25 protein-coding genes are annotated in these 24078 nt (G+C 62.9%); 11 read left to right on the top strand and 14 right to left on the bottom strand.

The genetic code is table 11. The features are described 5' to 3' along the window. Positions 1–47: 47 nt before the first annotated feature. Complete coding sequence (locus ACQY6T_RS09375; RefSeq protein ID WP_428630518.1) at positions 48–980, bottom strand: alpha/beta hydrolase; 933 nt, start codon at positions 978–980, stop codon at positions 48–50. 151 nt (positions 981–1131) lie between these two features. Here ACQY6T_RS09375 and ACQY6T_RS09380 point away from each other — a divergent pair, with 151 nt between their 5' ends. After that, entirely contained in the window at positions 1132–2421 is a 1290-nt protein-coding gene (locus ACQY6T_RS09380) for an adenylosuccinate synthase (RefSeq protein WP_428630519.1), read from the top strand. Here the strand turns inward: ACQY6T_RS09380 and ACQY6T_RS09385 are convergent. After that, entirely contained in the window at positions 2411–3310 is a 900-nt protein-coding gene (locus ACQY6T_RS09385; protein WP_428630520.1) for a haloalkane dehalogenase, read from the bottom strand. The two genes, ACQY6T_RS09380 and ACQY6T_RS09385, sit on opposite strands and share 11 nt — an antisense overlap. A 130-nt stretch (positions 3311–3440) precedes the next feature. Here ACQY6T_RS09385 and ACQY6T_RS09390 point away from each other — a divergent pair, with 130 nt between their 5' ends. Beyond that, complete coding sequence (locus ACQY6T_RS09390) at positions 3441–4031, top strand: NADPH-dependent FMN reductase (RefSeq protein ID WP_428630521.1); 591 nt, start codon at positions 3441–3443, stop codon at positions 4029–4031. On the opposite strand, the gene ACQY6T_RS09395 is transcribed toward ACQY6T_RS09390, so the two are convergent. Continuing rightward, a complete protein-coding gene (locus tag ACQY6T_RS09395; RefSeq protein WP_428630522.1) occupies positions 4028–5344 on the bottom strand; it encodes a spinster family MFS transporter in 1317 nt (438 codons plus the stop codon). The genes ACQY6T_RS09390 and ACQY6T_RS09395 overlap by 4 nt on opposite strands. 111 nt (positions 5345–5455) lie before the next feature. Between ACQY6T_RS09395 and ACQY6T_RS09400 the strand changes: the two genes are divergently transcribed. Then, on the top strand, positions 5456–7030 hold the full coding sequence (locus ACQY6T_RS09400) for an amidase (RefSeq protein WP_428630523.1): 1575 nt from the start codon (positions 5456–5458) through the stop codon (positions 7028–7030). A gap of 99 nt (positions 7031–7129) precedes the next feature. Here ACQY6T_RS09400 and ACQY6T_RS09405 read toward each other — a convergent pair whose 3' ends face one another. Together ACQY6T_RS09405 and ACQY6T_RS09410 are read right to left on the bottom strand one after the other, a co-directional pair. After that, complete coding sequence (locus ACQY6T_RS09405) at positions 7130–7615, bottom strand: DUF2721 domain-containing protein (protein ID WP_428630524.1); 486 nt, start codon at positions 7613–7615, stop codon at positions 7130–7132. Next, positions 7612–8832, bottom strand: coding sequence for an LL-diaminopimelate aminotransferase (locus ACQY6T_RS09410; protein ID WP_428630525.1), 1221 nt, complete (start codon positions 8830–8832; stop codon positions 7612–7614). The genes ACQY6T_RS09405 and ACQY6T_RS09410 overlap by 4 nt, the downstream gene beginning before the upstream one ends. A 104-nt stretch (positions 8833–8936) precedes the next feature. Here ACQY6T_RS09410 and ACQY6T_RS09415 point away from each other — a divergent pair, with 104 nt between their 5' ends. The 3 genes from ACQY6T_RS09415 to clpS all read left to right on the top strand — a co-directional run bounded on the left by ACQY6T_RS09415 (position 8937) and on the right by clpS (position 12177). Then, on the top strand, positions 8937–10715 hold the full coding sequence (locus tag ACQY6T_RS09415) for a PHA/PHB synthase family protein (protein WP_428630526.1): 1779 nt from the start codon (positions 8937–8939) through the stop codon (positions 10713–10715). Positions 10716–10836: 121 nt separating this feature from the next. Continuing rightward, positions 10837–11586 carry a phasin family protein gene (locus tag ACQY6T_RS09420; protein ID WP_428630527.1) on the top strand — a complete coding sequence of 250 codons (750 nt, stop codon included), beginning with the start codon at positions 10837–10839 and terminating at the stop codon, positions 11584–11586. Between the two features lie 198 nt (positions 11587–11784). After that, entirely contained in the window at positions 11785–12177 is a 393-nt protein-coding gene (clpS, locus tag ACQY6T_RS09425) for an ATP-dependent Clp protease adapter ClpS (RefSeq protein WP_428630528.1), read from the top strand. Positions 12178–12208: 31 nt separating this feature from the next. Here the strand turns inward: clpS and ACQY6T_RS09430 are convergent, their stop codons facing one another. Next, a complete protein-coding gene (locus ACQY6T_RS09430) occupies positions 12209–12697 on the bottom strand; it encodes a winged helix-turn-helix transcriptional regulator (protein WP_428630529.1) in 489 nt (162 codons plus the stop codon). Positions 12698–12861: 164 nt separating this feature from the next. Between ACQY6T_RS09430 and ACQY6T_RS09435 the strand changes: the two genes are divergently transcribed. Together ACQY6T_RS09435 and ACQY6T_RS09440 are read left to right on the top strand one after the other, a co-directional pair. After that, a complete protein-coding gene (locus ACQY6T_RS09435; protein ID WP_428630530.1) occupies positions 12862–13593 on the top strand; it encodes an SDR family oxidoreductase in 732 nt (243 codons plus the stop codon). After that, a complete protein-coding gene (locus ACQY6T_RS09440; RefSeq protein ID WP_428630531.1) occupies positions 13590–14201 on the top strand; it encodes a 2-hydroxychromene-2-carboxylate isomerase in 612 nt (203 codons plus the stop codon). The genes ACQY6T_RS09435 and ACQY6T_RS09440 overlap by 4 nt, the downstream gene beginning before the upstream one ends. A 15-nt stretch (positions 14202–14216) precedes the next feature. Here the strand turns inward: ACQY6T_RS09440 and ACQY6T_RS09445 are convergent, their stop codons facing one another. Both ACQY6T_RS09445 and ACQY6T_RS09450 read right to left on the bottom strand, forming a co-directional pair. After that, the gene (locus ACQY6T_RS09445) at positions 14217–14660 is read right to left on the bottom strand and encodes a TonB family protein (protein ID WP_428630532.1); all 444 of its coding nucleotides are present in this window, start codon (positions 14658–14660) and stop codon (positions 14217–14219) included. A 23-nt stretch (positions 14661–14683) separates the two neighbouring features. Continuing rightward, positions 14684–15718, bottom strand: coding sequence for a DUF3011 domain-containing protein (locus tag ACQY6T_RS09450; RefSeq protein WP_428630533.1), 1035 nt, complete (start codon positions 15716–15718; stop codon positions 14684–14686). Positions 15719–15927: 209 nt separating this feature from the next. On the opposite strand from ACQY6T_RS09450, the gene ACQY6T_RS09455 reads away from it, so the two are divergent. Further along, positions 15928–16398 carry a hypothetical protein gene (locus ACQY6T_RS09455; protein ID WP_428630534.1) on the top strand — a complete coding sequence of 157 codons (471 nt, stop codon included), beginning with the start codon at positions 15928–15930 and terminating at the stop codon, positions 16396–16398. 40 nt (positions 16399–16438) lie between these two features. After that, positions 16439–17722, top strand: coding sequence for a UDP-N-acetylglucosamine 1-carboxyvinyltransferase (gene murA / locus ACQY6T_RS09460; protein ID WP_428630535.1), 1284 nt, complete (start codon positions 16439–16441; stop codon positions 17720–17722). A gap of 51 nt (positions 17723–17773) precedes the next feature. Here murA and ACQY6T_RS09465 read toward each other — a convergent pair whose 3' ends face one another. The 4 genes from ACQY6T_RS09465 to ACQY6T_RS09480 all read right to left on the bottom strand — a co-directional run bounded on the left by ACQY6T_RS09465 (position 17774) and on the right by ACQY6T_RS09480 (position 21877). After that, complete coding sequence (locus ACQY6T_RS09465) at positions 17774–18736, bottom strand: DMT family transporter (RefSeq protein WP_428630536.1); 963 nt, start codon at positions 18734–18736, stop codon at positions 17774–17776. After that, positions 18733–19743 (bottom strand): threonine aldolase family protein, encoded by a 1011-nt coding sequence (locus ACQY6T_RS09470; protein ID WP_428630537.1) that lies wholly within the window; start codon positions 19741–19743, stop codon positions 18733–18735. Before ACQY6T_RS09470 ends, ACQY6T_RS09465 begins: the two co-directional genes overlap by 4 nt. Positions 19744–19793: 50 nt before the next feature. Then, the gene (locus tag ACQY6T_RS09475; protein WP_428630538.1) at positions 19794–20543 is read right to left on the bottom strand and encodes a hypothetical protein; all 750 of its coding nucleotides are present in this window, start codon (positions 20541–20543) and stop codon (positions 19794–19796) included. Positions 20544–20659: 116 nt separating this feature from the next. Beyond that, positions 20660–21877 (bottom strand): argininosuccinate synthase, encoded by a 1218-nt coding sequence (locus ACQY6T_RS09480; RefSeq protein WP_428630539.1) that lies wholly within the window; start codon positions 21875–21877, stop codon positions 20660–20662. A 116-nt stretch (positions 21878–21993) separates the two neighbouring features. Between ACQY6T_RS09480 and ACQY6T_RS09485 the strand changes: the two genes are divergently transcribed. Continuing rightward, positions 21994–22431, top strand: coding sequence for a DUF1801 domain-containing protein (locus ACQY6T_RS09485; protein WP_428630540.1), 438 nt, complete (start codon positions 21994–21996; stop codon positions 22429–22431). Here ACQY6T_RS09485 and ACQY6T_RS09490 read toward each other — a convergent pair. Both ACQY6T_RS09490 and ACQY6T_RS09495 read right to left on the bottom strand, forming a co-directional pair. Beyond that, complete coding sequence (locus tag ACQY6T_RS09490) at positions 22428–23204, bottom strand: molybdopterin-binding protein (protein WP_428630541.1); 777 nt, start codon at positions 23202–23204, stop codon at positions 22428–22430. The genes ACQY6T_RS09485 and ACQY6T_RS09490 overlap by 4 nt on opposite strands. Continuing rightward, the gene (locus tag ACQY6T_RS09495; protein ID WP_428630542.1) at positions 23201–24064 is read right to left on the bottom strand and encodes a cytochrome b/b6 domain-containing protein; all 864 of its coding nucleotides are present in this window, start codon (positions 24062–24064) and stop codon (positions 23201–23203) included. Before ACQY6T_RS09495 ends, ACQY6T_RS09490 begins: the two co-directional genes overlap by 4 nt. Positions 24065–24078: the final 14 nt, after the last annotated feature.

The following is a 24078-nucleotide window of genomic DNA, read 5'->3' on the forward strand; positions in this document are numbered from 1 at the left end:
ACGAGAAGGGGACAATCGCTTGCAATTCTTCATCTTGCAGGCGCCCTCTATTTCCCGACCACCTGCTTCAGCCACGCATCGACCGTTGCGGTCGCCGCATAACCCGGATCGCCCAGGCTGCGGTTGATCTCAGCATGGCCCTTCAGCCCCTCACCGGGGAAGCTGCCATGTTCGACCCGGCTGCCCCCCGCGACCAGCGCACTTCCCAAGGCCTCGGCTTGCCTTACACCATCGGCGCGCTGGACATAGAGCAGCAGGAAATCGGGCGCATTGGGCGCCGCCGCCTGCAGCGTCGGCGACACCGCTTTCTGGCGCGCCGGATCGGTGCCGAACGCCTGTGTATAAGTTTTCGTCATCATCGGCCCGGCATCGATCATCTGCGCCGCGACGTCATAGGCCGCGCCGTCGATGGGGATGACGCCTGCGATATCAGCGAACGACAGCCCCGCACCCTTCAGATAACGCTCGTTGGTGCCGACCAGCGCCACCAGATGCGCGCCGGCGCTATGTCCCATCAGCACGATGCGCCGCCGGTCGATGCCCAGAGCGCTGGCGCGATCGACCAGCGCCTTCACCGCACCCACGACGTCCGCCGCCTGCTGCTCCACCGTAGCCGCGGGAACGAGGCGATAGTTCATCGACGCAAAGGCATAGCCCTGCTCCGGATAATGCACCGGTTTGAACCGTCCGGTCGCATTATCCTTGCTGCCTCGTTTCCACCCGCCACCATGAACATAGACGATCAGCGGCGCTGCTCCCTTTGCCCCCTTCGCGCGCCAGATATCGAGCACCTGCAAGGGATCACTGCCATAGGCGATCGTCTCGCCGCCTGGCACCTGCGGCCCTTCGTCGGCGCCCATGCGTTCGGCCATCCCTTCGCGCAGACGGTCGCGCAGTTTCTCGCGCGCATCGCTAGCAGGCATGCCGCTCGCCACTACGGCTATCGCCGCGAACAGACCGATCCAGTATCGCTTGCTCATAGTCACACCTCCATCGCCCCCCGGCGCCTGCCCCTTGTCCAACGCAAATGTCGCAAATTCATCCCAGCGCGCTTGCCTCTCCAGCCAAATCCGCTAAGGCCGCGCCGGGCCAGCATTGGTCGTTTTAGGCCCGGTTCAGCAGGACAGCATCATGGCAAATGTTACCGTCATCGGGTCGCAATGGGGCGACGAGGGCAAGGGCAAAATTGTCGACTGGCTCGCCAGCCGCGCCGACGCCGTGGTGCGTTTTCAGGGCGGCCATAACGCCGGCCATACACTTGTCGTCGGCGAGCAGGTGTACAAACTGTCGCTGCTCCCCTCGGGCATCGTCACCGGCACGCTGTCGATCATCGGCAACGGCGTCGTCCTCGACCCTTGGGCTTTGCGCGACGAGATTACCAAGCTGCGCGGACAGGGCGTTGTCATTAACGCCGAAAATTTTGCGATCGCCGACAATTGCGCGCTGATCCTGCCGTTCCACCGCGACCTCGACGCGCTGCGCGAAACTGCCGCGGGCGCGGGCAAGATCGGCACCACCGGGCGCGGCATCGGCCCCGCCTATGAGGACAAGGTCGGCCGCCGCGCGTTGCGCGTCTGCGACCTCGCGCATCTCGACAAGCTCGAACCGCAGCTCGACCGCCTGACCGCGCATCATGACGCGCTGCGCGCCGGTTTCGGCGAGCCGCCGATCGACCGTGAGCGGCTGGTCGCTGACCTTACCGAAATCGCCGACTATGTGCTCGAATATGCGCAGCCCGTCTGGAAGCGCCTGAAAAAGGTCCGCAAGGCCGGCGCACGCATTTTGTTCGAGGGCGCGCAGGGCGTGCTGCTCGATGTCGATCACGGGACCTATCCCTTCGTGACCAGCAGCAACACCGTTAGCGGCACCGCCGCGAGCGGTTCGGGCCTCGGCCCCGGCGCGGTGGGCTTTGTGCTCGGCATCGCCAAAGCCTACACGACCCGCGTCGGCAGCGGCCCCTTCCCGACCGAGCTCGAGGACGAAATCGGCCAGAAGCTTGGCGAACGTGGGCATGAATTCGGCACCGTGACCGGGCGCAAGCGCCGCTGCGGCTGGTTCGACGCGGTGCTGGTGCGCCAGAGCTGTGCGGTATCGGGGGTCACCGGCATCGCGCTCACCAAGCTCGACGTGCTCGACGGCTTCGACACGATCCGTATCTGCACCGGCTATCGGCTGCGTGGAAAAATCCTCGACTATTTCCCCGCGCATTCGGCCGATCAGGCCGAGGTCGAACCGATCTATGAGGAAATGGACGGCTGGCAGGAAACGACCGCGGGCGCGCGCAGCTATGCCGACCTGCCTGCACAGGCGATCAAATATATTCAGCGCGTGCAGGAACTGATCGAAACCCCGATTGCGCTGGTGTCGACCAGCCCCGAGCGCGAGGACACCATCCTGATCCGCGATCCGTTCAGCGACTGACGAAGGTCCCGGCGGCCGACACGTCGCGGATTGCCGCAACGAATCCCGCCGGGTCGTCCTCCTGAATGAAGTGACCGCCTTTCAACGTGCGGTGCGCGACGCTTTGCGTTCCCGGCACCCGCGCCTTGAACAGGGCATCGCTGCCGCGCGTGATCGGGTCGCCGTCGGAAAAACAGCACAGGAACGGCTTTTCGAAAGCCTCCAGCGCCGCCCATGCGCGCTTTTGATCGGGGATCGCGACATTGTCGCCGAGCGGAACGAACGACGGATAAACACGCGCCGCGACCTTCGATGCGCGCGTCGGAAAGGGCGCGTCATAGGCCGAAATTTCAGCAGCCGTCAGTTCACGCTTGGTCCCCGCCTTGACGATCTTGCCGATTGGAAACACCGGGCTGTAGCGCGAGAAGGCGCGCCAGATGGCGAAGGCGCGGGGCGCGGGTTGGCCCTCAGGCAGCCCGCCATTCGACAGGGCGACTCCCGCGAAGCGTTCCGGCATTTCGGCGACCAGTCGCAGCCCGATCAGCGAGCCCCAATCTTGGCACGCCAGGATGATGTTTTTAAGGTCGAGCGCCTCGATCCACTGCCGCATCCACGCGACCTGCGCCGCATAGCTATAAGTCCCACGATCGAGCGGCTTGTCCGAGCGGCCGAAGCCGATCAGATCGGGCGCGACGACGCGAAAACCGGCTGCCACCGCCGGGCCGATCATATGGCGATACAGATAGGACCAGGTCGGCTCGCCATGGAGCATCAGCACCGGCTGGGCATTGGCAGCGCCCTCATCGACATAATGGACGCGCAGGCCGCCGTCGATTTCGAGATATTGCGGCGCATAAGGCCAGTCGGGCAGCGCATCGAAACGCGCATCGGGCGTGCGATATATGGTCATGGCAAGATTTCCCCTCGCAGCCACCTTAGGCACCGGCGCGAAGCTGGCAACCACTTGCCGCGCGCTGCCGAGCGCCTAGGATGGGCTGTTCGCGCCCGCGTTGCGTCACCGTCGGTCCTCAGGAGAACCCATGTCCCGCCACATCCTTGTATTCTATGGCAGCTACCGCCGCGACCGGCAGGGCATCAAGCTTGCCCGCTGGATCGTCGATGCGATGAAGGCGCGAGGCGATAGCGCCGAATTGATCGACGCCAAAGCGGTCGACCTGCCGATGCTCGACCGCATGTTCAAGGAATATCCCAAGGGCGAGGCACCGCCGGCTATGGCTGCGCTCGCGGGCCAGATCCGCGCCGCCGATGGCTTCCTGTTCGTCACCGGCGAATATAATTGGGGCATGCAGCCGGGGCTCAAAAACCTGACCGACCATTTTCTCGAGGAATGGTTCTGGCGCCCCGCGGCGATCGCCTGTTATTCGGCGGGCCCGTTCGCCGGGGTCCGCGCGATGTTGGGCTGGCGCGACACGCTGGGCGAAATGGGCATGGCGGTCACCTCGTCGATCCTGCCCGTCGGCGGCATTGCGTCAGCGTTTGACGAAGAGGGTCAGCCCGCCGGTGACAGCGGCAAGCGGCTCGAAAAAGCCTTCCCGCGTTTTGCCGACGATCTCAACTGGTGGGTCGACGCAGCGAAAGCGCAGCGCGCACGGCAAGAACCGCCCTATTAGCCCGACTTGAGTTCGGCCTGCAGCCGCAAACTAGCGCGCCAGAAGAAGAAGGCGGGGATCAGTCCTAGCCACGCCGCGCCGTAAAGCACCCAGCGGACACTTTCGGTTCCGGCGAACGGCTGCAACGCATCGGACAGCACGCCGAACAAGAACGGCCCGAAACCCAGCCCGATCAGATTTTGTCCGAACAGCATGATCGAGGCCGCAACCGCGCGCGCTTGCGGGCGCACCAGCCCCTGCACACAGCCATAGGCCGGTCCATAATAAGCCGAGTTAAGGATCGTGGGGATGATCAGCAGCGCGACGGCCACACGCCAATCTTCCATGAGATAACCGAAAAACAGAATCGGCGCCGCAATCGCCATCCCGTAAGCGGGAAAGGTCAGCAGGTGTTTCTTGTCGCGCGGACCGAATTTGTCGGCCATCTTGCCGCCGAGCCAAGTACCGAACACGCCCGCCACGCCCAGCACGACCGCCATCGACAGTCCGGCTTCGGTCGTCGACAGGCCATGGCTGCGGATGAAAAAGCTGATCGTCCACAGCGCCTTGCCATAACCCAGAAACGCGACGACGGACGAGGCGATCAAAATGTAGATAAAGGCGCGCGACGCGAAGATTTCGCGCATCGCCTCGCCGGTCGACAGCCGCACCACCGCCGCAGCGGTCGCGGCGGCTTCGGCAGTCCGGCTATGTCGCGGCTCGCGCATGACGAACAACACGACCAGTGCCAGTAGCAACCCGGGTGCCCCGACCATCATCAGCGCGATGCGCCAGCCATAGAGATCGTTGACGATCCCGCCGATGATCAGCCCGAGCAGCGACCCGATCGGCACGCCCAGACCATAAAAGGCAATTGCCGACGAGCGTTTTTCGGCCGGAACGCTGTCGGAAATCAATGAGTGCGCGGCCGGCGTGCAGCCCGCCTCGCCGACCCCGACGCCGATCCGTGCGAACAGCAGCTGGACGAAATTCTGCGCCAGCCCGCATACTGCGGTCATCGCCGACCAAATGGCGAGCGCGAGCGCGATCAGCCGCACCCGGTTCGTCCCATCCTTGTCGGCGTAGCGCGCGATGGGAATGCCGAGCAGGGCGTAGAAAACCGCAAAGGCGGGGCCGGCGAGCAAGCCCAGCTCGGTATCGGAAAGCCCGAGGTCCGCCTTGATCGGTTCGGCGAGGATGTTGACGATCTGCCGGTCGAGGAAATTGAAGATATAGACGATCAGCAGGATCCACAGCATCGTGCGCGTTTGTGTGGAAACACCGTCGGACGATGGCGAGGCGATACCCGTCGCGAGGGCAGGCTTGTCAGTCATTTATCTCTCCCACCGATAGGGGTGCAGACCCCGCCGCCCGGTGTCAACGCCGATGCGGCGCTCTGAAAATCGCCGCTTGCAATTGCCGCTACGGCTGGCAGCGTGTGGCCCATGCAAAAAATTTCCCTGCTCGCCGCCACCGCGCTTCTTGCCATCGCGCCCACCGCGGCGATGCCGCCACCGCTGCCGCCCGTCGAAGGCAAGGACGCGGCGACGCTGCAGGCCGAAATGACCAGCGGCTCGATGTATGAAGAATTGCTGGTCACCCTCTATCTCGACCGCATCTTGAAGGTCGACGATTACGGGCCGAAGCTGGATGCAGTCATCGCGACTTTTCCGGATGCCAAGAGCGAATCAAAACGGCTGTATGAAGAACGCAAGGTGGGCAAAATCCGCGGACCGCTCCACGGCATTCCGGTGCTGATCAAGGATAATATCGAGGCGCAGGGGCCGGTACCCACGACCGCTGGTTCGCTGGCGCTGAAAGATAATATCACGAGCCGCGACGCGCCGCTGGTCGCGCGGTTGCGCGATGCCGGTGCGATCATCCTCGGCAAGACCAACCTCAGCGAATGGGCTAATATCCGCTCGAACAATTCGACCAGCGGCTGGAGTGCGACTGGCGGGCTAACGAAAAATCCGCACGCGCTCGACCGCAACACTTGCGGTTCGTCGGCGGGCAGCGGCGCAGCGGTGGCCGCTTCGCTGACGCCGCTCGCAATCGGTACCGAAACCGACGGATCGATCACCTGCCCCGCCGGCGTGAACGGCATCGTCGGGTTTAAGCCGACCGTCGGGCTGGTCAGCCGCACCCATATCGTTCCGATCAGCCACAGCCAGGACACGGCAGGACCTATGACGCTGACCGTGCGCGACGCGGCGCTGGTGATGACAATTATTGCGGGCAGCGACCCCGCCGACCCGGCGACCACGGAGGCAGACGCGCGAAAAGTCGATTATGTCGCGGCGCTCTCCCCTGATGCGCTGAAGGGAAAGCGTATCGGCGTGCTGCGCGACCGCATCGGCGACCGTGCCGACGTCGCCGCGCTGTTCAATGCAGCGTTGAAGCAGATGACCGATCTGGGCGCGACGGTCGTCGAAATCGCCGACAGCCGCAAGGGGCTGGAAGAATTGGGCGATGCTGAGTTCGAGGTGCTGATGACCGAACTCAAGGCCGATATGGCGATCTATCTCGCGGGACTGCCCGCCAAGAACGGCCCCACGTCGCTCGCCGACCTCATCGCGTTCAACAAGGCGAACCCGGCCGAGCTGAAATGGTTCGACCAGTCACTGTTTGAACTGGCCGAAAGCAAGGGCAGCCTCGACAGCCCGGCCTATATCACGGCGCGCGACAAGGCGGCGCGGCTTGCTGGTGCCGAGGGCATTGACCGGCTGATGAAAGAGCATGACGTCGATCTGCTCGTGGGGGTCACAAATGGACCCGCCTGGACCAGCGACTTGGTCAACGGCGACCATTACAGCGGTCCCAGCGTCAGCCAGTTACCCGCGGTCGCGGGCTATCCGCATCTGACCGTGCCGATGGGCGCGGTCGCGGGCCTGCCAATCGGTTTGTCGTTCATCGGCAGCAAATGGGCCGATGCCGACGTGCTGGCGGCGGGTTACGCTTATGAGCAGGCCAGCCAAAAGCGCGTGACGCCGACCTACCGCGTGAGCGTGGCGCCCTAACACTTAATCGTCATTGCGAGCGAAGCGAAGCAATCCAGAGCCCGCGTAAACCGCTCTGGATTGCTTCGCTTCGCTCGCAACGACGGAACAGATAAGACGTTACCGTTTATCCCGCCGGCGCTTCCAGCCCATTTCCTCGAGTTCGAGCAACTCCATCGGCACATGGATGTTGCGGATCGCCATCCGGACCTCGATCAGGAACAGCACCAGCGACGCGAGCAACAGCATCATCGCAATCGCGAACGCCCAGGACGCAGCAAGCCCCAGGTTGAACCCGGCAATCGCCTGCGCGAACAGCAGCGCGACGAGCAGGCACACGACGATGCCGCACGCGACAGCGGCGGCGATCGCATTGTTGATCACGTCCATGCGCCGGTCGGCGGCGCGCAGTTCGGCGACGACCCGCTCATGTTCCGCCCCCTCGGTCTCGGACCAGCGCTCCATCAACGCCCGCGAGCGATCGACCACGCGCGACAGGCGTCCGGTCAAGACGTTGAGCAGACTGCCCGTCGCGACAAGCAGGAACACCGGGGTGACCGACAGTTGGATCGTCTCGGCGATCATCGCCGAGCCAGTCATGCTCATCCCTCGGCGCCGGCCGCGACCGAAGGCGTGTTGACACCGTGCATCGACAGGAATTTGCGGATGTTGCGCGCAGCCTGACGAATGCGCTGTTCGTTTTCGACCATGGCGATGCGGACAAAGCCCTCACCATCCTCACCATAACCGACGCCCGGCGCGACCGCGACTTTGGCATGGATCAGCAATTGCTTGGTGAATTCCAGGCTGCCCATCGACGCGAGCGCAGGAGGCAGCGGCGCCCAAGCGAACATCGACGCCTTCGGGCTCGGAATATCCCAGCCTGCGCGGCCAAAGCTTTCGACCATCACGTCGCGGCGTTTTTGATACAGCTCGCGATTGCGCGCGACGATGTCCTGCGGGCCATTCAGCGCCGCACAGGCCGCCGCCTGAATCGGTGTGAACGCCCCATAATCGAGATAGGATTTAACCCGCGTCATGGCCGCGATCAGGCGCTTGTTGCCGACCGCAAAGCCCATCCGCCAGCCCGCCATCGAATAGGTTTTCGACATCGAGGTGAATTCGACGGCAACATCCTTGGCGCCGGGTACTTGCAGGATCGAAGGCGTCGGATTGCCGTCATAATACAGCTCTGAATAGGCAAGGTCCGACAGCACCCAGACCTTGTTCTCCTTGGCCCAGGCAACGAGCCGTTCGTAAAAAGCGAGATCGACCGCCTCGGCGGTCGGGTTCGACGGGTAATTGACCACCAGGATCGACGGCCGCGGCACGGTGAACGCCATGGCGCGGTCGAGGGCGCGCCAGTAATTTTCGTCGGGGGTTGTCGGCACACTGCGGATCGTCGCCCCGGCGATGATGAAACCGAAGGTGTGAATGGGATAGCTGGGGTTCGGTGCCAGCACGACGTCGCCGGGTCCGGTGATCGCGGTCGCCAGGCTGGCCAGCCCTTCCTTCGATCCCATCGTCACCACGACCTCGCTTTCGGGGTCGAGTTCGACGTTGAAGCGGCGGGCGTAATAATTGGCCTGTGCCTTGCGCAGCCCCGGGATGCCCTTGGACTGCGAATAGCCGTGCGCGTCGGGCTTCATCGCGACTTCACACAATTTCTCGATCACATGCGCCGGCGGCGGCAGGTCGGGATTGCCCATCCCCAAGTCGATGATGTCTTCTCCCGCGGCGCGGGCGGCCGCACGCATCGCATTGACTTCGGCGATGACATAGGGCGGCAGGCGCTTGATGCGATAGAATTCATCTTCGGACATGGGAAACTAGAACAACTCCTTTTCGTTACGGGACGATCAGCGGTCGCAAGTCGCGACGCGCCTTGTTATAGGCAGTTTGACAGCACTGACCAGCGGGAACGAGCATGAACGAGGCAGACCAAGACGGTACGACCGGAGCGCCCAATCCCTTTCTGCCGTCGCCCGACGACATTCAGCATTGGACGAGCGTCATCGGCCGCGCGCAGCAGATGATGCTCGAATATGCGCTGGGCCAGGCGAATGATGGCAAGACAAGCGCGGCCGCGATGTTCGATCCCGCAAACTGGCTGAACAGCCCCGCGGCGCAGCTGTGGACCCAGCAATCATCAAAGATGTGGGATCAGGGCGTCGCCTTCTGGACCTCGCTCGCGACCTTGAACCCGATGACCCCGGCGGCGCCCGACGTCGCGGCAGCGAAGGACCGCCGCTTCGCCGACCCGGACTGGGCGTCGAACCCTGTGTTCGCGATGATCCACCAAACCTATGGTCTGCTCGCCGAACAGATGCTCGCGACGACGCGCCAACTGGACGGCCTTGACCCCGCAGCGCGCGCGAAGATGGAGTTTGCCGCAAAGGGTATCGCCGACGCGATGGCGCCGACGAACCTCGCGCTAACCAACCCGGAAGTGATCAAACGCGCCGTCGAAACGCGCGGCGAAAGCCTGCTCAAGGGCTTGCAGCATATGCTCACCGATCTATCGCGCGGGCAGCTTAGCCATGTCGATCCCGACGCATTCGAGGTCGGGGTCAATATCGCGACCACCCCGGGCAAGGTCATCCACCAGACCGATCTCTACCAGCTGATCCAATATACCCCGACCACCAAGGACGTGCTCGCCGTCCCGCTCCTGATCTTCCCGCCGTGGATCAACCGATTCTATATTCTCGACCTGAATCCTGCAAAAAGCTTCGTGCGCTGGGCGGTGGAGCAAGGGCTGTCGGTGTTCATGGTATCCTGGAAATCGGCCGACGCGTCGATGAAGGACATTGTGTGGGACGATTATATCGCCGCCCAACTCGATGCGATCGACACGGTGCGCGCGGTGCTCGACGTCCCCGCCGTCCACACGATCGGCTATTGCGTCGCCGGCACCACCCTCGCCGCAACCCTCGCGATGCTGGCAGCCAGAAAAGAGGCCGACAAGGTCAAGTCGGTGACCTTCTTCACCGCGCAGGTCGATTTTGAACAGGCCGGCGACCTCAAGATGTTCGTCGACGACAGCAACCTTGCATTGCTCGAACAGCTGTCGGCGCCGGGGTTCCTTGACGGCCGCTACATGGCGGCCACCTTCAACAGCCTGCGCGGGCGCGACCTGATCTGGAATTATGTCGTCAGCAATTATCTGCTCGGCAACGACTATCCGCCCTTTGACCTGCTCTATTGGAACGGCGACACCACCAACCTGCCTGCCAAGTGGCATCGGCAATATCTGATCGAACTCTACCGCGACAATCGCATGGTGATCCCGAACAGCCTGTCAGCGTGCGGTACGCCCATCGATCTGCGGAAAATCGAAACCCCCGCCTATATTCAGGCTGGCCGCGAGGATCATATCGCGCCGCTAGCCAGCGTATGGCGGCTGATGGACCATCTTTCGGGGCCAAAGACGTTCCTGCTGGCGGGATCGGGCCATATCGCCGGAGTCGTCAATCCCCCTGCCGCGGGCAAATATCAATATTGGACCGGCGACAGCAAAGCGGCAACGCTTGACGAATTTATCGCGGGTGCCAGCGAGACCAAGGGCAGCTGGTGGCCGAACTGGATCGACTGGATTTCGGCCCAGGATAGCGCAAAAATACCTGTGAAGGGTTCGCGCATACCGGGAAAAGGCGCCAAAAAGGCGATTGAGGACGCGCCCGGCCGCTATGTCAAACAGCGGTAATATCTAGCGATTATCTCGCCGTAAGGCGGCAAAACATTTTTTTGTGCACTGCACCATATTACCCTTGAAATTGCCGAGCCACTCCTATATTGTGCACTGCAACATAAAAGGAGTTGTTACGATGGCTACCAAGATGGATAGTGCCGAAAAGGCTTTCGAAGCCGCGACGCTGGAAACCGCACCGAAGCCGGTCGCGACTCCGGCCGCCCCGACAGTCGCCGTCGCCGCTGCCCCCGCAGTGGTGAAGGCGCCGGCCCCTGCCAAGATCAAGACGGTGAAGGCAAAAGCCAAGCCGGCCGCGAAAAAGGCTGCTGCTCCTAAAGCAGTTGCCAAAAAGGTCGCCCCCAAGAAGGCGGTCGTGAAGAAAATTGCCCCCAAGGCCGCACCGAAGCCGGTTGCCGCCGTCAGCAAAGGAATCAAGACCATGAACGACACCGTCAAGAAGTTCGCCGACGAAGCGAAGACCCGCACCGAAGCCCTGACCGCCGACTTCAACGCGAAGGCCAAGGACGCGATGAGCAAGACCAGCAAGCTTGCTGAAGAAGCCGTCGAATTCAACAAGGCGAACGTCGAAGCGCTCGTCGAAGCCGGCAAGATCGCTGCCAAGAACATGGAAGTGATCGGCCAGGAAGGCGTGACCTTCGCTCGCAAGAGCTTTGAAGACACGACCGCTGCGCTGAAGGGCTACACCGGCGTCAAGACGCCGGCCGATTTCTTCAAGCTCTATGCCGAAAACAGCAAGAAGGCTTTCGACGCCGCCGTTGCCCAGACTTCGAAGACCAGCGAACTGGTCGTCAAGATGGCAAACGACAGCTTTGCGCCGATCTCAAACCGCGTTTCGGTCATCACCTCGAAGATGAAGGCCGCTTAAAGCGCCTTTAGCTTCCGTTGGCGCGGGCACCCTCCCCCTCCCCCGCCTGCGCCGACACCAACACGAGCCGCTCGCTTCCCCAGAGGAAGCGGGCGGTTCTTGTTTTTGGACCACCGCCGCCCCCCGCTGGCGAACAAGAGGTTAAAAACCGCGCGCGCGCCTCTTGCGCTTCGCCCGCAGCTTGCGATATTCCTGCCCATGATGTTTCCAGTCTCAACCACCCATCCGACCCGCGCCATGGCGGGATCGAAGAATGTCCGCGCGATGGCGGACAAGGATGACGGCTCGCCCGGCAGGCCAGGCGTCGGCGTCGCCACGCGCACCCGCGCGAAGGCGAAAAAGCCGTCGATGTACAAAGTGCTGCTGCTCAACGACGATTATACGCCGATGGAATTCGTCGTGATGGTGCTCCAGCGCTTTTTCAACATGGACATCGAACAGGCGACTCAAGTGATGCTGCATGTCCATCAACAGGGCGTCGGCGTGTGCGGCGTGTTCAGCTATGAAGTCGCCGAAACCAAGGTCAATCAGGTGATGGACGCCGCGCGCCAAGGTCAGCATCCGCTGCAATGCACGCTTGAAAAGGCCTGAACAAAGCGCTCCCTGAAGACGCGAGGGAGAACTAAGCCCTCCCCGCCTGCTCGGCCATGAGCACTGCTGACGCTTCGCCCTTCAAATCGCCATAGCCCAGCGCTGCGCCGCAGCCCGGACACGTCGTCGCGGTCCCGACATCGGCGCCGCATGCGCGGTGGACATAGCGGATCGCCGGGCCGTCGCCAGTTTCGCCCGGTGCGTACGCCCAGCGTTCGGCCCAATTGCGCATCGCGTACAGCACATCGAACAGCGCCTTGCCCTTGTCGGTCAGCCAATAGTCGTGGCGCGACGGGCGTTCGCTATACGCCCGCCGCTCGACCACACCTTCCGCAGCCAAGAGTTTGAGTCGCGATGACACCAGTTGCGGCCCCAGTCCCGTATTCGCCGCAATGACCTCGAACCGCCGATTGCCAAAAAACAGGTCGCGCAGGATCAGCAGCACCGCGCGATCACCAAGCAGTTCGGCCGATCGCCCGACGGGGCAGAAAGTGTCCGACAGATCCGCACGCTTCGGCATAAACCTATGATCACCCCTTTTCGTCATCCCCGCGAAAGCGGGGACCCAGTTGAATCCTCGACTGCCCAAGCGGGGTTCCCGCTTTCGCGGGGATGACGAGGAGAAGAAAAATCTCTTGTCACTATGATTATCATAGTTACTATTGAGCGCAAGAGGAGAGTCGCATGCCCAATCCCGCAGCTGTCATTATCGGGGCCGGCGATGCCACCGGCGGTGCCATCGCCCGCGCTTTCGCCGTCGAAGGGCTGACCGCGTGCGTTAACCGCCGACCGCGCGGCGCCGAAGCGCTCGAAGCTCTTGCCCAATCGATCCGGGACGACGGCCATCAAGCGCGCGCCTTCCCAGCCGATGCGCGCAACGAAGACGACATGATCGCGCTGTTCGATCAGGTCGAGGCCGAGGTCGGACCGGTCGAGGTTGCTGTGTTCAACATCGGCGCCAACGTCAATTTCCCGATCACCGAAACCACCGTGCGCGTTTACACGAAGGTCTGGGAAATGGCCTGTCTCGGCGGTTTCCTGATGGGACGCGAAGCGGCAAGACATATGCAGCCGCGCGGTCGCGGCACGATCATCTTCACCGGCGCCACCGCAAGCTTGCGTGGCGGTTCGGGATTTTCGGCCTTCTCGGGCGCCAAGGGCGCGCTGCGCATGCTGGCCCAGTCGATGGCGCGCGAACTGGGACCGCAAGGCATCCACGTCGCGCACACGATCATCGATGGCGCGATCGACACCGATTTCATCAAGGGCCGCCACCCCGATTTCGATAGCGCCAAGGCGCAGGATCTGATCCTCAACCCCGATGCGATCGCCGCCAATTATGTAATGCTTCACCAGCAGCCCAAAAGCGCCTGGACCCACGAACTCGACCTTCGCCCTTGGGGAGAAAAATGGTGACAAAAACCGTCCAAAAGACTTTGGAACTCATTTTCGATTTCGGCAGCCCCAACGCCTATCTGACGTTGAAGGTTCTGCCCGAACTGCTTGACCGCACCGGCGCCGACCTCGTCATCACCCCCTGCCTGCTCGGCGGCATCTTCAAGGCGACAGGCAATAAGGCGCCGATGATCCAATATGCCGACGCGCCCGCCAAAATGGCCTATGAACATCTGGAGATGCAGCGTTTCATCGCGAAGCACGGCCTGACCAAATATCGCCTCAACCCGCATTTTCCGGTGAACACGCTGACCATCATGCGCGGTGCGATCGTCGCCCAAGCTGAAGGCAATCTTGACGACTATATCGACGTGGTAAACCGCGCGATGTGGGAGGACGGGCTGAAGATGGACGACCCGGAGGTGATCGCGGCGCTGCTGTCGGCCAACGGCTTCGACGGCCCCGCGCTTCTCGCGCAAACGCAGGAACTCGAAATCAAGGCAAAGCTTGTGGCCAATACGGAGGCCGCCGTCGCGCGCGGCGTGTTCGGCATCCCGACCTTCTTCGTCGGGGGGGAGATGTTTTTCGGCAAGGATCGACTGGCGCAGGTTGAAGAGGCGCTGGCCTGAGCCATTCGGATCGCGTCATTTCTTGCTCAGATCGATACAGATGGCAGACGCATTGTTGGTGCAATTCTGGATAAAACTCGCGCGTGTCGGATAATTCCCGACCGTCGGCCGGCCATAGGCATCGAGCGCCGGATTGAAGCGCGCGCGCCGCTGCAGCGCCGAACATGCGGCCTGATCGAACAGGTCAACCCCGCTACTTTGTGTGACGACGCACGATATTGGCCTTCCGCCCGTGTCGACCACCAATGTCACCGACACTCTACCGTCCCCGCTCGCACCAGCGGGATAATCGGCCCCCGATATCCAGCCGTTCGGACTGCCCCGGGGTGTCGGCTTGCGGCCGCAACTTGCACTCGCCGCGCATTCCGGTGCCGCGCCGGCGGTCGGACCCTGTGCGGTCACCGGCGCGGACAAACTAGCCAATAGCACCAAAGTAGCGCCTGCAATCTTCATACCCATCTGCCCCAGCTTCCCGACGCGACCTAGCTGAAATCGAGCTGGATGATGTCGCTCGGCGTCGCGCGGCAATACATCTCGACCTGCTTCGCTCCGTCGGGATAGGTCGCGGTCATCGCCGCGCGGATCCGCCAGCCGCCGTTGCCCTGTTCGAGCGAGACCAGCTTGTCATAGGACAGGCGCGTGCCGCCGGTCACCCCGATCTGCCGCGCCGCGTCGGTCATGCAATTCTGCACCGATGCGCGCGACGCGCTGGGCAAAGCCGACAGATTGGCGCTCAGCGTAGCGGGCGGACCGGCGGGATAAGTCGATGGCGCTTCGGCGGCGGTTTCGCCGACCGTTGCCGATTTCTTCTTTTTGCTGAGCAGCAACGCAAGCAATCCGCCCGCCACGACGACTCCGCCGATGATCAGCCCGGTGCTCGGCCCCTTGTCCTTGTCATTCTCCGGCGGCCGGACATTCCGGTACCCATAAGAGAACTCGGCGCGGCAGCCTTTGTCGACCCAGATATAATTGTCGGTATAGCCCCATTGCCGCCCCGCATTGCATTTGCCGGCGATCTTGCGCGTCAGTTCGACGCGATTGTTCGTCGGGACGTTGCACTGCTGATATTTATAGCTCCATGATTCACAGTTCAGCGTGCCCGCATAATCGTTGACCGGCTGGGGCAACGGCGTCGGGTAGCCGCCGCCATCATTGGCATAGCCATAAGCGAATTCGGCGCGGCAGCCGCCCGACACCCAGATCTGGGTGGCGGTGAAACCCCAGTCACGCCCCTTCGAACAGCGGCCGCCAATAACGCGCTGCAAATCGACACGATTGCCGGTGCGCACGTTACAGCGCTGCTGCTTGTTATTTCGCGACTCGCAGCGGAGCGTCCCCGCATAGCCGTAGCCCGGCGACGGCTGAACGATCTGCGGTCCGCCCGGACGCGGCGGCTGAATCTGAGGACCGCCCGGCGGCGGATAGGGCAGCGTCGTCGCTTGGGGCATCGCTGGAACGGCAAGCTGGCTCGCGATCAACGTAGCCGTGGTGACAATCGTGACGACCTTGTTCCGCATTATCTTCTCCCCTGTGAAAAGCCGTTTCCGTTACGCTATCCTTGTCGACCCCTATATCGACACGATTAGTTTCATATTTTCACCAAGAACGCCACGAAGAAAGCCATGCACAACGGGTGGCGACTTAACCAACGGCGCAGCTTCCCTTACGCGGTGAGATCGATTAGTTTGGGGCTCCCTGGGTCGCGCCACAGCAGGGGATCCGACATATGCCTAATTCGATCGTCGATGGTAGCATCGAAGGTGCCGACATCAAGCGCACCAAAGGCGGCGTTTCAATTTTCCGCAGTGTCACCTTCCAGCAGGACGACGGCAGTGCACGGACAATCCGCCATGCGGTGGTCAAGGACAACGTGGCCGCCGAGCTGGTGCCGGGTGCTCGCGGACGCTTCTATCTCTATAATGCGTTCGACCTGAAGGGTGTCCACGGCGTGCGCAGCACCGACGGGCGCGAGGTCTATGGCTTTGCCGGTAACAACCAGAAGGTTTTCCTGATCCTCGGCATCGTGAATATCGCGTGGATCGCCCTCGTCGTCGCGACGCGCGACAGCGTTCCACTACTGGGCGTTGCCTTGCTGATCCTTTCGGTCGTCAGTTATATTTTCATGAGCAAGGGACAGCGCGAAGCCAAGGCGCAGTTCGAAGGCGATGCGGGGTATCGTCCGCCGCCATCCGCTTAGCCCCGCTTGCGCGCCCGCGTCCGTGCGCTAAAGAAAGCCGATGGATCAAATCGTCATTCGCGGCGGCCAGCGACTCAAGGGCCGTATCCCCATCTCCGGCGCCAAGAACGCGGCGCTCACCTTGCTGCCGTGCGCGCTGCTCACCGACGAGCCGCTAACGCTGCGCAACCTGCCGCGGCTCGCCGATGTCGATGGCTTTGGTCACCTGCTCAACCAGCTCGGTTGTTCAACAACGATCGAGGGATCGCGGCCTGAGGATTTCGGCCGCGTCATGACCGCGCGCACGACAACGCTGACCTCGACCGTCGCGCCGTATGACATCGTGCGCAAGATGCGCGCCTCGATCCTCGTGCTCGGCCCGCTGCTCGCCCGCGCCGGCGAAGCGACGGTGTCGCTGCCCGGTGGCTGTGCGATCGGCAACCGCCCAATTGACCTGCATCTCAAGGCTCTGGAGGCACTCGGCGCCGAAATCGAACTCGCCTCGGGTTATGTCAAAGCCAGCGCGCCAGGCGGGCGGCTGGCCGGCGGTAAATTTACCTTCCCCGTCGTCTCGGTCGGCGCGACCGAAAATGCGGTGATGGCTGCGGTGCTTGCCAAGGGCAGCAGCGTCCTCGAAAACGCGGCGCGCGAGCCCGAGATCGTCGACCTGTGCAATTGCCTGGCCGCAATGGGCGCGCAGATTGACGGCATCGGCACCGAAACGCTGACTATCGAGGGCGTCGATCGCCTGCACGGTGCGACATACCGCGTCATGGCCGACCGCATCGAAGCAGGCAGCTACGCCTGTGCCGCCGTGATTACCGAAGGCGATGTCGAACTGGTCGGCGCGAAGGCAAGCGAGATGGAAGCGACGCTCGCGGCGCTGCGTCAGGCCGGCGCGACGGTCGAGGAAACCAAGACCGGCGTCCGCGTCGCGATGTCGGGCCGTGCCGAACCGGTTACCCTGTCGACCGCCCCCTACCCCGGCTTTGCGACCGATATGCAAGCGCAGTTCATGGCGATGGCGACGCTCGGCAAAGGCGCGTCGCTGTTCACCGAAACGATCTTCGAGAACCGCTACATGCACGTCCCCGAACTGGCGCGCATGGGTTGCGACATCGATGTGCGCGGCCGCAGCGCCGTGGTGCGCGGCGTCAACCATCTGGTCGGTGCGCCGGTCATGGCGACCGATCTGCGCGCCTCAATGAGCCTGATCATCGCCGGTCTTGCGGCGCAAGGCACGACCGAGGTGAACCGCGTCTATCACCTCGATCGCGGCTACGAGCGGCTGGAAGAAAAATTGCAGGCGGTCGGCGCCGACATCGAACGGATCAGCGCGGGCTAGGATGCGCTCTCGTTTCCGTTCGTGTTTCGACTTCGCTCCACACGAACGGATTTAGAGGTTTTCGTTTTTTTCCACCGGCACCGCGACCATATTGGCGCTGACGCTGGGCCGCTCGGGCCGTTTCGCCACCGCAATCACCAGCCCGATCAGCGCCACCGCGCCCCCCGCGATCGAAAGTGGCGCCCAGCTATAGCCTTCGAAGATCGTCGAAAATCCCATGGCGATGATCGGGATCAAAACGCTCGACCACGCGGCTTGCCCTGGCCCGACCGCGCGAATGATGTTGAAATAGAGCGGAAAGGTTACGGCGCTGGCGATTACGCCAAGATAAAGCACACCGCCCAAATAGGCAGGCGTTGCCTCGATCAACGGCGGACCGGTTGTCGCCCATGCGAAGGCAGCATCGCCCAATGCGCCGAACAACATCGCCCAGGCGATCATCACTGCCATCGACTGCTCGCGCGCGATGCTAGAACCTTGCATCACATTGGACGCCGACGCACAGATTACACCGCACAGCGTCAGCGCGGTCCCGATCAGCACTTCGGTCGCACCCACGTCGGCGGCGCGATATTCGTGGAGTATCATCATCCCCACCCCCATGATCGCGATCCCGGCCCCCAACAGAAAGCGCCCCTCGACCCTGGTTTTCAGGAACAGGCGGCCAAGCAGGGTGTTCGGGACGATCAGCAGCGCAAACAGCACCGCGACCAGTCCCGAGGTGATGTGGAGTTCGGCGCGATAGACGAAGTTAAAATTGAACGCGAATTGCGCGAGACCGAGCAACGCAGCGAATCCCCAACCGAACCCCGACAGCGTCAGCCTCTCGCCGCGCCACGTCGCATACGCAAACATCGCCGCGGCACCGACCAAGAAACGATAAGCAACCGACCAGCTTGGCGGGACGATGCCGAGTTGCCCGGTTATCACGATCCACGTCGATCCCCAGATCAAGGTGACGAAGAGGAAGGGGAAAAGGACGCGCGGCGTCAACAGGCTGGGCGGGGCGCTCATAGCGCCGCAATGGCTGCCGCCAGCGGCGCGACCGCGTCGGCATCCTGATCCCAGCTGACGACGAGGCGCGCCGCGCCTTCGCCCCAATCGTAGAAATCGAACCCGGCGCTGCGCAATTTTGCGGCTTCGTCCGAGGCCAGCCGCACGAACAATTCATTGGCCTCGACCGGATGCATCAATCGATCGCCGCAAGCCAAAGCGAGCGTCGCCGCCCCTGCGTTGGCGGCGCGCGCATTGTCCAGCCACAGATCATTCGCGAGCATCGCGCGAATCTGCGCTGCGACGAACCGTCCCTTGCTGAGCAGATGCCCGCCCCGTTTCTTGAGCTCGCGGACGCCCGCCCCGCCGCTGCCGCCGAAAAACACGATCGCTTCCGCCATCATCGCGCCATTCTTGGTAAAGCCGAACGACAGCGCATCGACTCCGGCGCGCCACGTGACGTCGGCCGGCGCGCAGCCCAGGAAGGCGACGGCATTGGCAAACCGCGCGCCGTCCATGTGCAGCTTCATGCCATTGGTTCTGGCGATCTCACTGATCGCGTTAATCTCGTCAGCGCGCCAGACGAGGCCATATTCGGTCGCGTTCGTAATGCTGATAGCCGCGGGCTGGACCTGATGCACATCCTGGCGGATAGACGCAATTCGCGCCTTCAGCGCCTCGGCGTCGATCTTTGCACCGCGCCCCGGCAGCGTCATCAACTTGGCGCCGCCCGAATAAAAGGTTGGTGCACCGCATTCGTCGACCTCGATATGCGCTTCTTCGTAGCAAAGGATGCCCTGCCACGGCCGCACGAAATGGGCGAGAATGATGCTGTTCGCAGCGGTACCGGTGGGAATCCACACAACCTCGCAATCGGTTTCGAACAGGTCGGAAAATGTCGCGTCGAGCGACTGGCTGAGCGCATCGCCGTCATAGGCGGTATCGACATGGTTGGCCGCCACCAAGGCTTCCATCACCGCCGGATGAACCGTCGCAGCATTGTCGGAGAAAAAGCGGGTCGCAGTCACGATTCGCGCCTTAGCGCAGGTCCGGGTGTCATGCTAACCCTTCATTCGCTTCATTTCGGTTGCGTTTCATTGACGGGGTCGCTGTCCGCCCCGTCGGCGGAGCCGCGCGCGATTGTCGCGCCGCCTGCGACCCCAAGGCCGCCAGCCATACCCACGCCGCCGCCGCCCATGCCGCCGCTTCGTCCGCCACCACCACCACCTTGGCCGCGCCCCGATCCGCCGCCTTTACCGCCGCCGCCCAGCGGGCGCGTCGGTCCTTGCAATGGAATGACCACGTCGGCCGGGACCGGATCGAGGTCGAGCGCCCGGCGAATGAAATCGCGCAGCGTTACCACCAGATCGTGGACATGCACCGGCCGGCCGTCGGCCAGTTCGCGCGCGGCGCGGCTGGCGAGCCGGACCTGGTCTTCGGTGCCGAGCAGAATGATGTCCGACAGCGCCGCTTCGACGGCGTCACGAATCCGGCGCGGCCGGTCCGATTCGCCTTCGCTCGATTCCACGTCGGCGCTTTCTTCTGGCAGGTTGACCGGCGGCGCGGTCTCACCCTCAACCGGGGCGGGCCTTCGCATATCGCGCAGGTGGCGCGGGTCGACCGCCAAGTCGCCTGTGAACGAGCCGCCCAGCGTCTTGTAAGCCGCCATCAACGTGCGCAGCCGCTCGTTGATCTGGCGGTTCATCCGTTCGCGGCGCTGCTGGATGGTCATCATCACCATTAACCGGATACCGACCCCGATCAGCGTGAAGAGCGCGAGACCCAGCAACGTCGTGCCGATGCTTTGCCATGACGAAAAATCGAACATCCGCATCCCGCGCCCTCTCGTCACCGGATCAAGTGGCGCCGGTTCTGGAGCGTTCCTGGACAGGAAGCCAATGATTTATCGATCCTTGCCGCGGATCGCCACGGGTTACCGATGGCTCAACGGTCGCGCTTCGCCAGCAGCTTCAGACGCAGGGCGTTCAGTTTGATGAACCCCGCCGCGTCCTTCTGGTCATAAGCGCCGGCATCGTCCTCGAACGTCACATGGCGCTCGCTGTAGAGGCTGTTCGGCGACTTGCGGCCGACGACGCTGGCATTGCCCTTGTAGAGCTTGATCCGGACGGTGCCGGACACCTTCTCCTGGCTGTGATCGATCGCCGCCTGCAGCATTTCGCGCTCGGGGGTGAACCAGAAGCCGTTGTAGATGAGCTCGGCATATTTCGGCATCAGCTCGTCCTTGAGGTGCGCCGCGCCGCGGTCGAGGGTGATGCTTTCGATGCCGCGATGCGCGCGGGCATAGATTTCACCGCCGGGCGTTTCGTACATGCCGCGCGATTTCATGCCGACGAAGCGGTTCTCGACGAGGTCGAGGCGGCCGATGCCATGCTTGCGACCCAAATCGTTGAGCGCCGCCAACAAAGTGGCGGGCGACATTGCTGCGTCGTTCAGCGCAACGCCATCGCCGCGCTCGAAATCGATCGTGATATACTCGGGAGTGTCGGGTGCATCCTCGGGATTGACCGTGCGCGAATAGACATAGTCGGGGGTTTCATCCCACGGGTTCTCCAGCACCTTGCCTTCGCTCGATGTGTGCAGGAGGTTCGCATCGGTCGAAAAGGGGCTCTCGCCGCGCTTGTCCTTGGGAACCGGAATCTGGTGCTTCTCGGCGAATTCGATCAGCGCGGTGCGGCTTGTCAGATCCCATTCGCGCCACGGGGCGATCACCTTGATGTCGGGGTTCAGCGCATAGGCCGAAAGCTCGAACCGGACCTGGTCATTGCCCTTGCCAGTCGCACCGTGCGCCACCGCGTCGGCGCCGGTTTCTTTCGCAATCTCGACCAACCGCTTCGAGATCAGCGGGCGCGCGATCGACGTGCCGAGCAGATAATCGCCCTCATAGCGTGCATTGGCACGCATCATCGGGAACACGAAGTCGCGGACGAATTCCTCGCGGACATCGTCGATAAAGATATGCTCGGGCTTCACCCCCATCAGCAAGGCCTTGGCGCGCGCAGGCTCGATCTCTTCGCCCTGCCCCAAGTCGGCGGTGAAGGTCACGACCTCGCAGCCATAGGTCACCTGCAGCCACTTCACGATGACGCTGGTATCGAGACCGCCCGAATAGGCGAGGACGACGCGCTTGAAGGACTCGGACATGGTGGCACCTTTGGCGATGAAAGACGCGGGCGCGGCTAGCAGCCCGCCAGCCACGGCGCAACCGACTTGGCGATGCGGTGCGAGCCGGCTACCATCGTCATAGGGGGAAACATGTCATGGCCAACGCCGCGATCAAGACCAAGACGACCGACGTGGCGGTCGCCGATTTCATCGCGGCGCTTCCCGATGCGCGGCGCCGCGAAGAAGCCCCGATCATCGACGCGATCCACCGCCGCGTGACCGGCCTAGAGCCGAAGATGTGGGGGCCGTCGATCATCGGCTATGGCCACTACGATTATGTCTATGACAGCGGCCATTCGGGAACGATGTGCCGAGCCGGATTTAGCCCGCGCAAGGCCGCGCTGACGCTCTATCTGATGGGCGATTATGGCAATCGGCAACCCGCGGCCGACGCGCTGCTGGCGACGCTTGGCAAGCACAAGACCAGCAAGGCATGCCTTTACGTCAACAAGCTGGCCGACATCGATCTGTTAGTACTCGAAAAATTGATCGCACTCAGCTGGGACAGCATGAACGCAAAATATCCGGACTAAATCCCGGCATACCATTCATAGTCGATGCGGTCTTCCCAATAGCCGCCCTTGCCCGCGCCAATTTCGTCGAGGCTCGCGACGGCTTCGATGCCCTGGACATATTTGGCGTGCTTATAGCCCAGCTGGCGTTCGATCCGCAGTCGCAGCGGCGCGCCGTTCGCGATCGGCAGGACCTTGTCGTTCAGCGCCCACGCCATGATCGTTTGCGGGTGCAGCGCATCGACCATGTCGCAGCTTTCATAATAGAGCGCATCGCCGATGCGGTCGGCGCAGCGAAAGACGATATAGCGCGCGCTGTCCTTCACCCCGGCGGCAGCAAGAATGCGAGCGAGCGGCACGCCGGTCCATTGACCGATCGCGCTCCAGCCCTCGACGCAATCGTGGCGCGTGATCTGGGTGCGCTGCGGCATCGCGCGGATGTCGGCCATCGACAGCGATCGCGGGCGGGCGACCAGCCCCGACACCCTGATGCGCCAGTCGGCAAAGCCGCTCGCCGCATGCGCCGCATAGGCGGCCCCTGCGGGCAGTCTGGTGCCGTTGGGGCGAAAGAAGGGCGACAAGTCGGCGCGGGTGAATTCGCGCGCCAGCGCATTGCGGTCGGTCAGCGCACGCTGGCTTCCCCGGTTCATCTCCTCGCCCATCGACAGGATCTTGCGTACTGCGGGCGCTTCGTTGATCGCGTCGCAAGCCGCCAGCAGCGGTAGCGTCGCCGCCAGTCCACCGGCGCGAGCGATCAGCTGACGGCGCGGCAAGACAAACTCACTCAGGGTCATGCGCCTTCTCCCCGCTCGGGCGGCAGGCGGAACCAGCCGCTCAACATCGAGCGAATCTCGTTTACCGGTCCGGCCAGCAACACCATCAGGATATGGACCAAGAAGAACGCAACGAGCGCCCACGCGGCGATGAAATGGATCGAGCGCGCCGACTGCCGCCCGCCGAACAGATCGAGCAGCCACGGCGCGGTCGCGTTGAACCCTGGCGACATCGTGAGGCCCGTCGCGATCATCAACGGCAACAGGACAAAGATCACGCCGATATAGCTCAGCTTTTGCAAGATATTATAGCGCGCCGCCGCCGCGCCTTTCGGGAAACGCAGGCGGGCATGATCCTTGATATCGTGCCAGATATGGCGCGGCGACCATTCGGCGCGGCGGACGTGCAGATCCTTTTTCAGATGCCCGCGGAACGCGGTCCACAGCATATAAAGCGACAGGCTGATCGCGAGCACCCAGGCAAAGAACAGATGCCAGCGCCGTCCGTCAGCCAGATTATAACTCGTCGGAATCGTCGCCCAGCCGGGAAAGGCCCAGGTCTTCTCGACACCCTTGGCATCGGTCCAGCGGCCCAACACCCCAGTCGTTTCGACTTTCAACGACCCGAGGCGAAAAAAACCCGTGTCTTTGGTGGAGCCAATTTCGAGCCAGGCGTGATCGACGTTCGCGCCATATTGCCCCCAGTAAAGGCGGGGATGCGCATTGAAGATCATCAGCCCGCTCATCAGCATGATGAGCAGAGTGACCGCATTCACCCAATGCCAGACGCGGGTCGGCAGTCGGTGGCGATACACGCGTACCGGTAAAATTGGCGCCGCTTCGGGTTCCGAAGGAGCGACGGGAATTTCAGCCACGGCCATGATCCCGGTTCGCT

Source organism: Sphingopyxis sp. (assembly GCF_965279725.1).
Lineage (GTDB): Bacteria > Pseudomonadota > Alphaproteobacteria > Sphingomonadales > Sphingomonadaceae > Sphingopyxis.

Bases quoted from the DNA above. Each gene is read 5' to 3' on its own strand.
- ACQY6T_RS09465 (WP_428630536.1), bottom strand. From the start codon at position 18,736: ATGAGCGCCCCGCCCAGCCTGTTGACGCCGCGCGTCCTTTTCCCCTTC.
- murA (WP_428630535.1), top strand. From the start codon at position 16,439: ATGGATCAAATCGTCATTCGCGGCGGCCAGCGACTCAAGGGCCGTATC.
- ACQY6T_RS09410 (WP_428630525.1), bottom strand. From the start codon at position 8,832: ATGTCCGAAGATGAATTCTATCGCATCAAGCGCCTGCCGCCCTATGTC.
- ACQY6T_RS09415 (WP_428630526.1), top strand. From the start codon at position 8,937: ATGAACGAGGCAGACCAAGACGGTACGACCGGAGCGCCCAATCCCTTT.
- ACQY6T_RS09450 (WP_428630533.1), bottom strand. From the start codon at position 15,718: ATGCGGAACAAGGTCGTCACGATTGTCACCACGGCTACGTTGATCGCG.
- ACQY6T_RS09455 (WP_428630534.1), top strand. From the start codon at position 15,928: ATGCCTAATTCGATCGTCGATGGTAGCATCGAAGGTGCCGACATCAAG.
- ACQY6T_RS09390 (WP_428630521.1), top strand. From the start codon at position 3,441: ATGTCCCGCCACATCCTTGTATTCTATGGCAGCTACCGCCGCGACCGG.
- ACQY6T_RS09495 (WP_428630542.1), bottom strand. From the start codon at position 24,064: ATGGCCGTGGCTGAAATTCCCGTCGCTCCTTCGGAACCCGAAGCGGCG.
- ACQY6T_RS09405 (WP_428630524.1), bottom strand. From the start codon at position 7,615: ATGAGCATGACTGGCTCGGCGATGATCGCCGAGACGATCCAACTGTCG.
- ACQY6T_RS09375 (WP_428630518.1), bottom strand. From the start codon at position 980: ATGAGCAAGCGATACTGGATCGGTCTGTTCGCGGCGATAGCCGTAGTG.
- ACQY6T_RS09445 (WP_428630532.1), bottom strand. From the start codon at position 14,660: ATGGGTATGAAGATTGCAGGCGCTACTTTGGTGCTATTGGCTAGTTTG.
- ACQY6T_RS09380 (WP_428630519.1), top strand. From the start codon at position 1,132: ATGGCAAATGTTACCGTCATCGGGTCGCAATGGGGCGACGAGGGCAAG.
- ACQY6T_RS09485 (WP_428630540.1), top strand. From the start codon at position 21,994: ATGGCCAACGCCGCGATCAAGACCAAGACGACCGACGTGGCGGTCGCC.
- ACQY6T_RS09395 (WP_428630522.1), bottom strand. From the start codon at position 5,344: ATGACTGACAAGCCTGCCCTCGCGACGGGTATCGCCTCGCCATCGTCC.
- ACQY6T_RS09435 (WP_428630530.1), top strand. From the start codon at position 12,862: ATGCCCAATCCCGCAGCTGTCATTATCGGGGCCGGCGATGCCACCGGC.
- ACQY6T_RS09475 (WP_428630538.1), bottom strand. From the start codon at position 20,543: ATGTTCGATTTTTCGTCATGGCAAAGCATCGGCACGACGTTGCTGGGT.
- ACQY6T_RS09400 (WP_428630523.1), top strand. From the start codon at position 5,456: ATGCAAAAAATTTCCCTGCTCGCCGCCACCGCGCTTCTTGCCATCGCG.
- ACQY6T_RS09490 (WP_428630541.1), bottom strand. From the start codon at position 23,204: ATGACCCTGAGTGAGTTTGTCTTGCCGCGCCGTCAGCTGATCGCTCGC.
- ACQY6T_RS09420 (WP_428630527.1), top strand. From the start codon at position 10,837: ATGGCTACCAAGATGGATAGTGCCGAAAAGGCTTTCGAAGCCGCGACG.
- ACQY6T_RS09480 (WP_428630539.1), bottom strand. From the start codon at position 21,877: ATGTCCGAGTCCTTCAAGCGCGTCGTCCTCGCCTATTCGGGCGGTCTC.
- ACQY6T_RS09430 (WP_428630529.1), bottom strand. From the start codon at position 12,697: ATGCCGAAGCGTGCGGATCTGTCGGACACTTTCTGCCCCGTCGGGCGA.
- ACQY6T_RS09385 (WP_428630520.1), bottom strand. From the start codon at position 3,310: ATGACCATATATCGCACGCCCGATGCGCGTTTCGATGCGCTGCCCGAC.
- clpS (WP_428630528.1), top strand. From the start codon at position 11,785: ATGATGTTTCCAGTCTCAACCACCCATCCGACCCGCGCCATGGCGGGA.